This is a genomic window from Streptomyces sp. NPDC003284, assembly GCF_053589675.1.
This window is the reverse complement of record NZ_JBSFSI010000005.1, coordinates 296,705-308,977: the sequence shown is the minus strand read 5'-3', so window position 1 is coordinate 308,977 and position 12,273 is coordinate 296,705. Positions and strand designations below refer to the sequence as shown.

General features: G+C 74.6%; 11 protein-coding genes and 1 pseudogene. 6 read left to right on the top strand and 6 right to left on the bottom strand.

The window, feature by feature from the left end; all coding sequences use genetic code 11:
* Positions 1 to 158: 158 nt before the first annotated feature.
* A pseudogene (locus tag ACWDYF_RS13730) lies at positions 159 to 392 on the bottom strand (sigma factor); the annotation flags it as partial.
* Positions 393 to 822: 430 nt separating this feature from the next.
* Between ACWDYF_RS13730 and ACWDYF_RS13725 the strand changes: the two are divergent.
* From ACWDYF_RS13725 to ACWDYF_RS13715, 3 genes are all read left to right on the top strand, one after another.
* Complete coding sequence (locus ACWDYF_RS13725; protein WP_018567125.1) at positions 823 to 1,191, top strand: STAS domain-containing protein; 369 nt, start codon at positions 823 to 825, stop codon at positions 1,189 to 1,191.
* A 218-nt stretch (positions 1,192 to 1,409) separates the two neighbouring features.
* Positions 1,410 to 1,922, top strand: coding sequence for an EF-hand domain-containing protein (locus ACWDYF_RS13720; RefSeq protein ID WP_381737419.1), 513 nt, complete (start codon positions 1,410 to 1,412; stop codon positions 1,920 to 1,922).
* Between the two features lie 1,085 nt (positions 1,923 to 3,007).
* Complete coding sequence (locus ACWDYF_RS13715) at positions 3,008 to 3,574, top strand: ATP-binding protein (RefSeq protein WP_037895536.1); 567 nt, start codon at positions 3,008 to 3,010, stop codon at positions 3,572 to 3,574.
* A 405-nt stretch (positions 3,575 to 3,979) separates the two neighbouring features.
* Here the strand turns inward: ACWDYF_RS13715 and ACWDYF_RS13710 are convergent, their stop codons facing one another.
* Both ACWDYF_RS13710 and ACWDYF_RS13705 read right to left on the bottom strand, forming a co-directional pair.
* On the bottom strand, positions 3,980 to 4,876 hold the full coding sequence (locus ACWDYF_RS13710; protein WP_389463054.1) for a serine hydrolase: 897 nt from the start codon (positions 4,874 to 4,876) through the stop codon (positions 3,980 to 3,982).
* Positions 4,877 to 4,991: 115 nt separating this feature from the next.
* Positions 4,992 to 6,134, bottom strand: a complete 1,143-nt coding sequence (locus tag ACWDYF_RS13705) for a GlxA family transcriptional regulator (RefSeq protein ID WP_389463051.1) — start codon at positions 6,132 to 6,134, stop codon at positions 4,992 to 4,994.
* 71 nt (positions 6,135 to 6,205) lie between these two features.
* Here ACWDYF_RS13705 and ACWDYF_RS13700 point away from each other — a divergent pair, with 71 nt between their 5' ends.
* Positions 6,206 to 7,531, top strand: coding sequence for an MFS transporter (locus ACWDYF_RS13700; protein WP_389463050.1), 1,326 nt, complete (start codon positions 6,206 to 6,208; stop codon positions 7,529 to 7,531).
* A 40-nt stretch (positions 7,532 to 7,571) separates the two neighbouring features.
* Here the strand turns inward: ACWDYF_RS13700 and ACWDYF_RS13695 are convergent, their stop codons facing one another.
* Positions 7,572 to 8,798: a flavin-containing monooxygenase gene (locus ACWDYF_RS13695; RefSeq protein WP_389463049.1), complete on the bottom strand. Its 1,227-nt coding sequence runs from the start codon at positions 8,796 to 8,798 to the stop codon at positions 7,572 to 7,574.
* A gap of 168 nt (positions 8,799 to 8,966) precedes the next feature.
* Between ACWDYF_RS13695 and ACWDYF_RS13690 the strand changes: the two genes are divergently transcribed.
* Together ACWDYF_RS13690 and ACWDYF_RS13685 are read left to right on the top strand one after the other, a co-directional pair.
* Positions 8,967 to 9,569, top strand: coding sequence for a GNAT family N-acetyltransferase (locus ACWDYF_RS13690; protein WP_389463047.1), 603 nt, complete (start codon positions 8,967 to 8,969; stop codon positions 9,567 to 9,569).
* A 67-nt stretch (positions 9,570 to 9,636) separates the two neighbouring features.
* A complete protein-coding gene (locus ACWDYF_RS13685) occupies positions 9,637 to 10,518 on the top strand; it encodes a GNAT family N-acetyltransferase (protein WP_389463045.1) in 882 nt (293 codons plus the stop codon).
* A gap of 93 nt (positions 10,519 to 10,611) precedes the next feature.
* On the opposite strand, the gene ACWDYF_RS13680 is transcribed toward ACWDYF_RS13685, so the two are convergent.
* Complete coding sequence (locus ACWDYF_RS13680) at positions 10,612 to 11,334, bottom strand: pyridoxine/pyridoxamine 5'-phosphate oxidase (RefSeq protein WP_389463043.1); 723 nt, start codon at positions 11,332 to 11,334, stop codon at positions 10,612 to 10,614.
* A 170-nt stretch (positions 11,335 to 11,504) separates the two neighbouring features.
* Positions 11,505 to 12,140 carry a TetR family transcriptional regulator gene (locus ACWDYF_RS13675; protein WP_018567136.1) on the bottom strand — a complete coding sequence of 212 codons (636 nt, stop codon included), beginning with the start codon at positions 12,138 to 12,140 and terminating at the stop codon, positions 11,505 to 11,507.
* Positions 12,141 to 12,273: the final 133 nt, after the last annotated feature.

The following is a 12,273-nucleotide window of genomic DNA, read 5'->3' as shown; positions in this document are numbered from 1 at the left end:
GAGACACCGAGGTCCGCGGCGGTCCGGTGGTGGTCGCGGCGCTGGAAGTAGGCCAGGTCGAGGGCGGCGCGCAGCGGGGCGGGCAGGGAGTGGACGATGTGGTCGGCACGGGCGGCGACGGAGGCGGGGCCGGCGGGGGCGGCGCCGGTGGTGCGCAGTCGTTCCGCGGCGAGCCGGTGCGCCAGCGCGGTCAGCCAGGAGCGCAGCGGGCCCTCGGCCGGTTCGTAGGCGCCGGGGTACTGCCAGACGTGCAGGAAGACCTCGCGGGTGACGGTGTCGGCCGCCTGATCGTCGCCGAGGACACGGTGCGCGAGCCCGTGCACGAGCGGGGCGAACCGGTCGTACAGCTCGCCGAGCGCCGCCGCCTCGCCGCGGGTCAGCCGCCGCCGCATCTCGCGGTCCCAGCGGGGCGGTGCGTCCTTCTTCGCCATGCGGCCCCCTTCGCGCCCGGCCGTCCCGAGGGTGCTGCCCCGGGGAGGTGACCGGTCCAGCGTGTCTGCCCGGTCTCCTCGAACGTAGTCGGCACATTCGCCCGCGCACGCCCCTTTGTGCCGTTGTGCGCCCCCTGGAGAGCCCCAGGTGGTAGAGGAGCGTACGAGGCATCGGCTACCCCCTCTCTTCCAGATCATCTGCGATCGGGTCTGATGGAAAAGATCCCGAATGTGACTGAAACAAGTCCTCTGGGGCACCATGGTCGTTTGCTGTGCGGCGTTTGGGGGAACGGCCGCTGGGCAGCCGCGCGGAATGAAGCGTAGGAACTGCTTCCGTTTCCGGGCGGTTCCGGGCGGTTCCGGGGAAGATCCGGCGAGCGGAGGGCAGGCCGTGGCGTTGAACGTGACCGGCGACGGGCAGGGCGGATGGAGCGTCCTGCGGGTCGCGGGCGAACTGGACCTGGTGACCTCGCCGTTGCTGCGCCAGCGCGTCCATGACGTGGTGGCCGAGGGACGGCACGACCTGGTGCTGGACCTCTCGGAGGTCTTCTTCTGCGACTCCAGCGGGGTCGGCGTGCTCATCGCCGCCCGCCGTCTGATCCGCTCCTGCCAGGGCCGCCTGCGGCTGATCCTGCCCGCCGGGGGCGCCGTCGACGGGTCCCACGTCAACCGCGTGCTCGGCGCCCTCGGCGTGCGCCGCCTCTTCGACGTCTATCCCGACCTGGCGGCGGCCGTCGACGACGAACCCCTGTCCGCCTGAGCGAGCCCCCTCCGGCCTTCCGCGCTTCCCACGACCCGTCCCGCACGCTCCACGCGCTCCCTGCGCTCCCTCCGCGCTGTTCGTGCCCTCCGTGCTCCGGTCGTGTCCGGGATTCACCCGGTCCTGGCACAGCCACGGCGTTCCGGCCCCTGGGGGCCACCCGCGTCGTACGCTCCCAGCCAACGCAGACCCCCACATGTGAGGCGGCCAGAGAAGACATGGTCAGCAGCGAGTACGAGCGCAGGATCGCGGCCCGGTTCGCCACCTTCGACCAGGACGGCAACGGCTACATCGCCCGTGAGGACTTCGGCGTGGCGGCCAGGGCGCTGCTCGCCGAGTTCCGCACCCCCGCGCGCTCCGACAAGGGCCAGGCCCTGTACGCCGGGGCGGAGGCCTTCTGGCAGGGCATGGCCGGGATCGCCGACCGCGACGGCGACCAGCGCATCACCCGGGAGGAGTTCGTGACCGGCGCCGTCAAACGGCTGCGCGACACTCCCGAACGGTTCGCCGAGATCGCCCGTCCCTTCCTGCACGCGGCCCTGGCCGTCGCGGACGGTGACGGCGACGGCGCCGCGACCGTCGCGGACACGGTACGGGTGCTCAGGGTGCTGGGAGTGCCTGAGGAGATCGCGCGGGCGACCGCCGCCGCGCTCGACGCGGACGCGGACGGCCGGGTGGGCGAGGACGAGATCGTGCCGGCCTTCGCCCGCTATTTCACCGTTCCCGAGTAGGCGCCGCCGTGCTGTGCCGTCCGGCTGTGCCGCTGCCCGCGCCGCCCCTTGGGCCCCTTGGGTCCCCTGGGGCACCGGTCCTTCCGCCGCCCTCCTCACCACTGCCCGTCCCGCCGTCCGTCCCGCCGTCCGTCCCGCAGTCCGTCCCGCCGTCCCGCCCGTTGCCCCGAACAGCCGGGCGGTGGTGTGCGCGTGTGCGAGAGCCGGGCGCAACACGCCCGGACGCGCGAGCAGTTCGGATGACCTGCCGGGGCCCGGCCGGGGCCCGTACGACGGCGCGGCACGCCCCGGCGGCGCGGTGCGCCGGGGACGTACGCCCGGCGGGACACGGCCCGCCCGGCGGTGCGCCGCCGCCGGTCCGGCGGGTCCTCGCGCGGGTCGCGCGCGCGGCCGTGAGCCCGCTCCCGCGCACCGCCCGCGACCGCCTCCGGGCGCCCGAGCGCACCCGCCTCACCAGGCAGTCCACGCGCGCGCCCGCCTCGGCGGGCCGGTGGCGCGAGGGATCCGCCGCCGTGTCGATGTCACGGAGAGTGATCGACGACCGGCCGGAGCGGACCGGCCGTCACGGCACGGCGTACGGACCGCCGGACCGCGGTGAGGGGCTGTTCGGCAGCCGCCTCTTCCAGGACGCGGCACATGATGATCACGGAGAGTCGCGGCCGGATGGTGCCGTCGACCGGACTCGTCACGTCCCGGAGTCACCGTCCGGCTCGGGTACCTTGTGTGAGATGCGAGTGGTTCCGAGGGCCGGGCGTCCCGGTGTTGCCCGTGCGGCGGCCCCGGATCCGGCGGTGCGCGCCGCTGTTCACGAGGTCGGGCGGCCTGTGTCGCCCATGGGTTCGATTCCCGGTGACGGGCGTCGCACAGTATGCCGCACGGGTACTCCTTCGCGCGGGAATATGCCCGAAGCGCTTGTTGCGGTGACGGTACGTCAACCATGCTGTCTGGCAAGGGAGTCACAGTCCGTGACCCTTGCTCTGGCCGTTGTTCTGGCCATGCAGAGAATGGCTGTGCTCGCGGACCCCGCACGGTGCGGGGTGGCGGGTCCGCCGGTTCGGATGGTGTGAGCGGTGCAGGTGCTTCAAGTGCAGCTGGAGATCCGGCCCGACCCCGCAGAAGTGGGGCGAGCCCGCAGGTGGGCCCGGTCGCGTCTCGCCGGGTCGGGGATAGCGGCCGACGAGCCGCTCGCCGAGACGCTGGTCCTGCTCGTCTCCGAGCTGGTCACCAACGCGGTGGTGCACACCGGCTGTCCGGCCGTGCTGCGCCTCTCCCTGCCCGGCACGGCGGCCGGGGCGGCGACCGTGCGCCTGGAGGTGGCCGACGCCAGCACGTGCGCGCCCGTGCCGCGCTGCGCGGGCGACGAGGCCACGGGCGGCCGCGGTCTCGCCCTGGTCGACGGCCTGGCCGACCGCTGGGGCTGGAGCGCGGAGGGCGCCGGCAAGCGCATCTGGTGCGAACTGGACCGCTGCCCGCCGCCGGTGGCGTCCGTCACGGCGCGGCCCGCGGGCTGCGGCGGCCAGGCACCCCTGTGCGACGGCACCGGACTCGACGCGGCCGCCTGGCAGGCCCCGGCCTACCGGGCGGCCGCCCGGCCGAACGGCGCGGACCACGAGGGTGTGGTGCACGGGGCGTTGAGGTACCAGGCGGTGTAGGCGGCCCGGAGGGACCCGTGAACGGTGCGGGCGGGGTGGCGTGCGCCGGGGGGTGCTTCTGTGCGCGCCCGTTGTGATACCGGCATAACGGGCGAATCTCCGAGCAGCCATTGACGGTCCGTGTCCGTTTGATCACGCTTGTGGCAGCGATTCGCCGTGAGGGGACGTCGAGGGAGCCCGGGGGTCGGAGCCCTCGACGCATGTGAGTCGTGAGGTCGGCGTCGACCGGTCCCTTCAGGGGTGAGGGGGGTGGGACCGGTGCGCCGGAGCCGGACGGCGGTGCGCGGTGCCGTGCTCGGGGCGGGCATGGGCGTACCGCCGTCCGGACGTCGAGGTCCCCGGGGCGGGGCCGTCCACAGCCTGTGGACGGACGGGCGGGCGGGCGGTTCCGTTCCGGCGGCTTCCTCAGTGCGCGGCGGTCGACGACACGGCGGCCCGCGCGGTGCGCTCCACCAGCGAAACGCCCTCGCTCATCGAGGCGTTGCCGTCGGACAGCACCGCCACCAGGCAGGGGCGCCCGTCCACGGTGATCCGCCCGACGCTGTTCACGTCCCAGAGGCCGGAGGTGCTGCGCTGGAGCCAGCCGTTCTTCAGCGCCGCCCCCGCGGGCGACCCGGCCGCCGAGACACCCCAGTCCTGGCCGTCGGCGATCCCGTTCATCAGGGTGCGGACATAGGCGCGGGAGGTCGCGTTCAACGCACCGCCGCCTGCTGTGCCGCCGCTCTCCGGGGCGAACACGGCGCGCAGCAGCCGTATCTGGTCGCTCGCCGTCGTCCGGGTCAGACCCCAGCGGGGGCCGGAGCCGCCCCGGGTCTCGGTCAGGCCCAGCCGCCGGTTCGCCGCGTCGAGCCCCGGCGCCTCGCCGATCTGCCGCCACAGGGCGTTCGCGGAGGCGTTGTCGCTCTGCCGGATCATGGGCTCGGCGTAGGCGCGTTCCTGCGCGGTGAGGGTCCGTCCGGCGTCCTGCGCCCGCAGCAGCGCCGCCGCGAGGATGTCGACCTTGATGATGCTGGCCGTGTCGTACGCGGTGTCGTCGCCGTACACGGCGGGCCGCTGCCGCGAACCGTCCAGCGGGAGCACCGCCGCCGTCACCCGGGGCGCGCCCGCCCGTGGCTCCTGCGACTGCGACTGCGACTGCGACTGCGACTGCGACTGGGCCTGGGTCTGGGTTCCGGACTGGGCCTGGGCGGCCTGGGCCGGTACGGCGGCGCCCAGCGCGCCCGCGGGCAGCAGTACCGCGGCCAGGGCGAGCAGGGCTCCGGTCTTCGGGCGGCGCTGCCGGGAGCGCGAAGGGTTCGGCATGGGGCGAAACATAAACAGAACACCCGGCGGCGGGCGGTGACGCCCGTCACCCTCGTCCCTGTTTCACCTGAATTGTGAGAAGGGTCATGGGGTCGGCGGGGAGCGGGGCGCGGGGTCAGGCGGAGGCGGCGGTCGCCCCGGCCGCGGTCCGGAAGGTGCGCCGGTAGGCGGTCGGCGTCACGCCGAGGGCCGCCTGGAGGTGCTGCCGCATCGACTGGGCCGTGCCGAACCCCGACTCCTGGGCCACCTGGTCCACCGACAGGTCCGTGGACTCCAGCAGGTGCCGGGCCCGTTCGACCCGCTGCCGGGTGAGCCACTGCCCCGGGCTGACCCCGGTCTCCTCGCGGAAGCGGCGGGTGAAGGTCCGTACCGACATGGCCTCCTGCTCGGCCATGTCGCGCAACTGGATCGGCTCGTGCAGCCGCCCCAGCGCCCAGGCGCGGGCGGTGGTCGTGCCCGCCGCCGGTGCGTCCGGCACCGGCCGGTGGATGTACTGCGCCTGCCCGCCGTCGCGGTGCGGCGGTACGACGGTGCGCCGGGCCACGTCGTTGGCGACCGCGGTGCCGTGATCGCGGCGCACCATGTGCAGGCACAGGTCGATCCCGGCCGCGACCCCCGCCGAGGTCAGCACGTCGCCGTCGTCGATGAACAGCACGTCCGCGTCGACGTCGATGCGCGGGAAGAGCCGCTGGAAGCGCTCGGCGTCGGCCCAGTGGGTGGTCGCGGGGCGGCCGTCCAGATAACCGGCGGCGGCCAGCACGTACACACCCGTGCAGATGGAGGCGAGCCGGGTGCCGGGCCGGATCCGGGCCAGCGCGGCGGCCAGCTCCCCGGTCAGCCTGCCCTCCTCGTACAGCGGCCCCAGCTCGTACGAGGCCGGGACGACCACGGTGTCGGCGCCTGCCAGGGCCTCCGGGCCGTGTTCGACGACGATCGAGAAGTCGGCGTCCGTCCGCACCGGGCCCGGGGGCCGGACCGAGCAGGTGACCACCTCGTACAGCGGGCGGCCCGCGGCGTCCGAGGGGCGGCCGAAGATCCGGTGCGGGATGCCCAGCTCGAAGGGGAGCAGCCCGTCCAGCGCGAGCACGACGACGCGGTGCGGGCGGTACGCGCGCGGGAGCCCTGCCCGGTCTCCGGGGCCTCCCGGCTCCTCCGGCTCTTCTGGCTCCGCCGGGTCCGCCAGGTCTGCCGGGCCCTCCGGCTCCGCCGGTTCTTCCGAGCCGTTCCTGTTCCTGTTCCTGTCCATGACGGAGTCCATGGCCCGATTCTAACGAATGCTGTCCTTCGGGCCACTCGTTGCGCGGACGCGCACGCCCGAAGCTGGGTGACGTGACCCAGACAACGCACCCCGCATCCGGCACCTCCGGGGCCGGTACCGAGGAACCGCAGCCGCCCCGCAGCCGGGCCCGTGTGCACCGCGCGTGGTTCGTCGCCGCCGTCACCTTCGGCACCATCATCGGAGCGGCGGCGTTCCGGTCCCTGCCCGGACTGCTCTTCGACCCGCTGCACGACGAGTTCGGCTGGTCGCGCGGCACGATCGGCGTCGCCGTCTCGCTCAACCTGGCGCTGTACGGGCTCACCGCGCCGTTCGCCGCCGCGCTGATGGACCGTTTCGGCATCCGCCGGGTGGTCGCCTTCGCGCTGGTCGTGATCGCCGTCGGCTCGGTCCTGACCGTGTGGATGACCGCGCCCTGGCAGCTGTGGCTGTGCTGGGGCCTGCTGGTGGGCCTCGGGTCCGGCTCGATGGCGCTGGCCTTCGCCGCGACCGTCACCAACCGCTGGTTCACCGAGCGGCGCGGCCTGGTCAGCGGCATCCTCACCGCGGCCTCCGCGTCCGGCCAGCTGATCTTCCTGCCCATCCTGTCCTGGACGGTCCAGTCGCACGGCTGGCGCCCGGCCGCCGTCACGGTCGGCCTCGCGGCCCTCGCCGTCGTCCCCTTCGTCTGGCTGCTGCTCCGCGACCACCCGGCCGACCTGGGCGTACGGCCCTACGGCGCGACCGAGTTCGTGCCCAAGCCGCCGCCCGTGCCGGGGGCCGCCCGGCGCACGCTCGCCGTGCTCTTCTCGGCGGTGCGCACCGGCCCGTTCTGGCTGCTGGCCGGCACCTTCGCGATCTGCGGCGCCTCCACCAACGGCCTGATCCAGACCCACTTCGTGCCCGCCGCCCACGACCACGGCATGCCCGTCACCACGGCGGCCTCGCTGCTCGCGGTCATCGGGGTGTTCGACGTGGCCGGGACCATCGCCTCCGGCTGGTTCACCGACCGCTTCGAGCCGCGCCGGCTGCTCGCGGTCTACTACGCCCTGCGCGGCGTCTCCCTGCTCTTCCTGCCGATGCTGCTCGCGCCGGGCGTGCACCCGCCCATGGTCTTCTTCATCGTCTTCTACGGCCTGGACTGGGTCGCCACCGTGCCGCCCACGCTCGCCCTGTGCCGGGAGCACTACGGCGAGGACAGCGCGATCGTCTTCGGCTGGGTGCTCGCCTCGCACCAGGTCGGCGCGGCACTCGTCGCCTACCTCGGCGGAGTGGCCCGCGACGTCTTCGGCTCCTACGACGTCGTCTGGTACGCCTCCGGGGCGCTGTGCGCGGCGGCGGCGCTGATGGCCCTGGTGATCCGGCGCCGGCCGCCCGTCCTCGCGGGGGCGCTCGCCTAGGTCGTCCTCCTGCGCCCCCGGCGCCCGCCCCGGCGCCCGCTCAGGAGCGGGCCTGGGAACGGGCCTGGGAACGGGCCTGGGAACGGGCCGCCGCGCGGGCGATCTTCCGGGCGTCCAGGGCCAGTTCGCGGAGCATGCCGCTGATGGGGTTGGTGAAGCCGGTGAAGTACAGGCCGGGCGCACCGGCCGGGGCGCGCGCGCCGGTCACCACCGGACGGCCGCGCTCGTCCAGCACGCCGAGGTGCCCGACCAGGGGCTCCAGGCCGCGGGCGTAGCCGGTGGCGGCGATGACCGCGTCCGGCCGGATCCGCTCGCCGTCGGCGAGGACGACCTCGCCGTCCTCGAAGCCGTCGACGGCGGCCGTGATCTCGACCCGGCCGGTGCGCACGGCCTCGATCAGACCGACGTCCTGGACCGGGATCGCCCCCTGCCCGACCCGCGTGTACAGGCCCGTGTCCGGGCGGGGCAGGCCGTGCGCGGACAGGTCGGGGACGCTCAGGCGGCCGAGCGGTCCGGCGAGCCTGTCGACGAGCGCGACGGGCAGCCGTCGGCACAGCACTCCGGTGTACTGCGCGGGCCACCCGGCGGTCGAGCGGCGCAGCAGGTGCGGGGCGGTGCGCACGGCCAGCCGCACCCGCGCGGCGCCGCCCTCCACCAGGTCGACGGCGATCTCGGCGCCGGTGTTGCCGATGCCGACGACGAGCACGTCCCGTCCGGCGTACGGGCCGGGCGAGCGGTAGGCCGAGGCGTGCAGCAGCTCGCCGGTGTACGCGGCGCGGCCGGGCCAGTCGGGCAGGCGGGGCGTGTGGTTGTAGCCGGTGGCGACGACCACGGCGGTGCCGGTCAGCTCCCGGCCGCCGGTGGCGCGCAGCAGCCAGCCGGTGCCGTCGGCGGTGCGCTCCACCCGGGAGACCTCGACCCCGGTCACGATCTCCAGCTCGTGGTGCTCGGCGTACTTCTCCAGGTACCGCACCACGTCGTCGCGCGCCACCCAGCGGCCGAACCGGCGCGGTATCGGCAGTCCGGGCAGCGCCGAGAGCCGTCGGGTGGTGTGCAGGCGCAGCCGGTCGTAGTGCCCCCGCCAGGAGGCGCCGACCTGGTCGGACCGCTCCAGCACGACGGCGCGTACGCCCCGCGCGCGCAGCGCGTACGCGGCGGCGAGGCCGCCCGGACCGGCCCCGATGACATAGACGGGCCGGTCGGTCTGCCCGGGTGCGGGCACCGGCGGCGGAGCGGGGGCGGCAGCGGTGGACGGGGAGTCGGCCATGAGCGCGAGCGTAATCACGCACCCGGTTGATGGGTCTCGGTCAAGACCGGAATTGGTTGCGGATTGATCACGTACGACTCGATCGGGTGCGGCCGCGTGCCGGGCCGGGGCGCCGTGCCCCACGACAACTCAGGTGTCGGACTCGGTGGATTCGGCCACAATGGCCGGATGGCCGAGATATCTGACAAGCCCCTCGTCGACCCCGCTCCCGTGCTGCGCGGCCACGGCCTGCGGCTGCGGCTGTGGGACCTGGAGTCCGAGGCCGATCTGGCGGCGTGGCTGCGCGGGCGGACGGACCCGGATTTCCTGCGCTGGAACACCCCGCTGGTGAGGGAGCAGGAACCGGCCGACGCGCGGGAGTCGCTCGCCTCCCACCTGGACACCGCCAAGGGCGGCATGGGCATGCCCTTCTGCGTCACGGACGAGGCGACCGGCGCCACCCTGGGGCACGTCGGGATCGGCGTCCTCAGCCGCCCGATGCGGTCCGGACGGGTCGGCTACTGGGTGCTGCCCGAGGCCCGGGGCCGCGGCGTCGCGACCCTCGCGCTGCGCCTGGCGGGACGCTGGGCCTTCGACGAGTTCGGCCTGCACCGCCTGGAACTGGACCACGCCGTCGGGCACGAGGCGTCCTGCCGGGTCGCCGAGCGCTGCGGCTACCTCTACGAGGGGACCGCGCGCGGTGCCATGTGGCAGGCGGGCCGCCACGACGCCTTCCGCGACTGCCACCTGCACGCCCGCCTCGCCACCGACCCCGAGCCCGAACTGCCCTGACCCGCGGCCTCGTTGCCCCGCCGGGAAAATCACAGGCGGCTCCGGGCGCGGCGGTGGAGCATGAGGCATGACCCACGACGACTGGCACTTCACCCGTGACCCGGACGAATTCCTGGACCGCGCGGGGGAGTTCCTGCGCTCGCGCGCCGTACAGCACACCGTGCACCTGACCGTGGCGGAGACGCTGCGCACCCGCGGGGCCCGGGTGTACGGCGCGAGCGACCCCGAGTTCGGGGTGCTGGCGGGAGCGGACGGGCACGGCGTGCGGGCGGCGTTCCTGCGTACGCCGCCGCATCCGCTGGTGCCCACCGCGCTGACCGGGCGGCAGGCCGACGCGCTGGCGGCGCGGCTGGCCGGGCGGGAGCACGACGGGAGCGGCGGCCTCACCGGAGTGAACGCCGACGACGCCACGGCCGCCGCCTTCGCCGCCGCCTGGCGGCGGCACACCGGCGCCCGTACCGCCGTCCGGCGGCGGCTGCGGCTGTACCGGCTGGGCGAGCTGACCGCGCCGCGCCCCGCGCCGCCGGGCCGGGCGCGCACCGCGGGCGCGGCGGACCGGGAGCTGCTGGCCCGCTGGTACGTGGAGTTCTCCGCCGCCGTCGGCGAGGCGGCCGTCCGCGATCCGGCGGACTGGGCCGCCGACCGTGCCGAGCGCGGTGACGTGCTGTTCTGGGAGGCCCCGGACGGGACGCCCGTCGCCATGGCCGGAAGTGCGCCGCCGGTCGCCGGTCAGATCCGGGTCAACGCCGTCTACACCCCCGCGCACCTGCGGGGCCGCGGCTACGCGGGCGCCGTCACTGCGGAGGTCAGCCGGGCCGCCGCGCGGACGGACGGCGTCCGCGAGGTGCTGCTCTTCGCCGACCTCGCCAACCCGACCAGCAACGGCCTGTACCAGCGCATCGGCTACCGCCCGGTCTCCGACTTCGCGGAGCACGCCTTCACCGGATGACGCCCGGACGACGACCGGAAGGCGACCGGACGACGACCGGAAGGCGCCGGGCCGTGGCGGGAGCGGTGCGAGCGCCGGGACCGGGCGGCGGCCTCACGGCCACAGCAGCTCCCGCACCCAGCCCCTCTCCTCCCGTCCCTCTTGTCCCCCCTGCCCTGCCTGTTCCTCCCGTCCCTCCTGTTCCGCCCGCGCCCGGTAGCGCAGGCGGACATGGCGGCGCCGGGCGTCGCCCTGGAAGAACTCGACCTCGTCGGGGCGCAGCCGGTAGAGCGTCCAGGAGGGGGCGTCCGTGTCCGGTGCGGCCTCGGCGCGCTGCCAGGCCGCGGCCGAGGCCCGGTCCAGTTCGCCGAGGGAGCCGAGGAGTTCGCTCTGCGCCCCGGTGAGGGCGGCGGCCAGCGCCCCCGTCGAGCGGGCGTGCAGATCCGTCCGCGCCTCTGCGCGGGGCGCGGTGGTGACCGGGCCGCGCACCCGGACCTGGCGGCCCAGCACGGGCCAGTAGAAGAGGAGCGCCGCATGCGGGCGGGCGGCCAGCTGGCGGCCCTTGCGGCTGCCCGCGTGGGTGGCGAAGGCCCAGCCCCGCGCGTCGGCGCCGTGCAGCATCACCACGCGTACGTCCGGGTCGCCCCCGGCGTCGGCCGTCGCCAGGGACATGGTGTGCGGCTCTGGCTCACCGGCCGCCACCGCCTGCGCGAACCACGCGGTGAACAGGTCCAGGGGGTCGGCGGGCGCCTCGCCCGGATCGAACGCGGGCAGCCGGGTGACCTCCGGGTCCCACACGCGCAGCGACCTCAGCAGGGCGTCGAGATCCGTGTCCATGCCCCGAGTATCGCTCGCCCCCGGCACCCTGGCGTTCACCCCCGCCGCCGGGCGCGCAGGTGACCGCGCCCCGCAACACGACAGGCGGCGGTCCACCCGGGTGAACCGCCGCCTGCCTGACAGGACTTGTGGCCTGGAGGTGCCGTGAGAGCGCCCGGCCGGAGGGTCCGCTATCTCGTCGGCTTCCTGCCGGTGACACCCAGGTACACCAACAGCGCGAGGTTCGGCTTCAGTTCGGCCTGCTTCACGCCCCAGGAGGTGAATCCCTTCTGGTGCGAGGCGACGGCGGCGAGCATCGTCACCAGCGAACCGGCGACGGCGGCCGGGTTCACGTCCTTGTCGACCTTGCCCTTGGACTGGAGTTCGGCAACCGAATCCGCGAGGGAGCCGTTCACCGCGTTGAGGATCTTCATACGGAGTTTGTAGAAGCGCTTGTCGCCCTCGGCCGCCCCGAGGTCGATCACGCGCAGGATCGCGTCGTTGCGGCGCCAGAAGTCCAGGAAGCCGTCGACGAGTTCCTGGGCCGTCTGCCAGCCCGCCTTGCCGGCCCAGGACCTGCCTTCGAGCAGTCCGGCCAAATCGGCGCCCTCGGCGGCCATTTGCTCGGCGATCTCCAGGACGGCACCCTCGACGTCCGGGAAGTACTGGTAGAAGGTCGCGGGCGAAGTGCCCGCCTTCCGGGCGACATCGATGACCTTGACGTCCCGGTAGGGGGAGGAGCTGAGCATCTCGCTGAGGCAGTCGAGCAGCTTCTGCCGGGTCGCCTGCCCACGCCGGCCGGCCACGCGGCCGTCGACGGTACGCACTTGTCCTGTCATGTCGTCAGCTTACCGAGGGGTGATGGGAGCGCGATTCGGCCGACTGCAAATGGGTCGCGAGGGCGCTGCGAGGCTGGTGTGCCTGGTCTGCGCGGTGCGGCAGTCCCGGCTACTTTGACGG

Excerpts from the sequence above, each read along its gene's own strand:
- ACWDYF_RS13720 (WP_381737419.1), top strand. The coding sequence starts at position 1,410 with ATGGTCAGCAGCGAGTACGAGCGCAGGATCGCGGCCCGGTTCGCCACC.
- ACWDYF_RS13710 (WP_389463054.1), bottom strand. The coding sequence starts at position 4,876 with ATGCCGAACCCTTCGCGCTCCCGGCAGCGCCGCCCGAAGACCGGAGCC.
- ACWDYF_RS13705 (WP_389463051.1), bottom strand. The coding sequence starts at position 6,134 with ATGGACTCCGTCATGGACAGGAACAGGAACAGGAACGGCTCGGAAGAA.
- ACWDYF_RS13695 (WP_389463049.1), bottom strand. The coding sequence starts at position 8,798 with ATGGCCGACTCCCCGTCCACCGCTGCCGCCCCCGCTCCGCCGCCGGTG.
- ACWDYF_RS13690 (WP_389463047.1), top strand. The coding sequence starts at position 8,967 with ATGGCCGAGATATCTGACAAGCCCCTCGTCGACCCCGCTCCCGTGCTG.
- ACWDYF_RS13685 (WP_389463045.1), top strand. The coding sequence starts at position 9,637 with ATGACCCACGACGACTGGCACTTCACCCGTGACCCGGACGAATTCCTG.
- ACWDYF_RS13680 (WP_389463043.1), bottom strand. The coding sequence starts at position 11,334 with ATGGACACGGATCTCGACGCCCTGCTGAGGTCGCTGCGCGTGTGGGAC.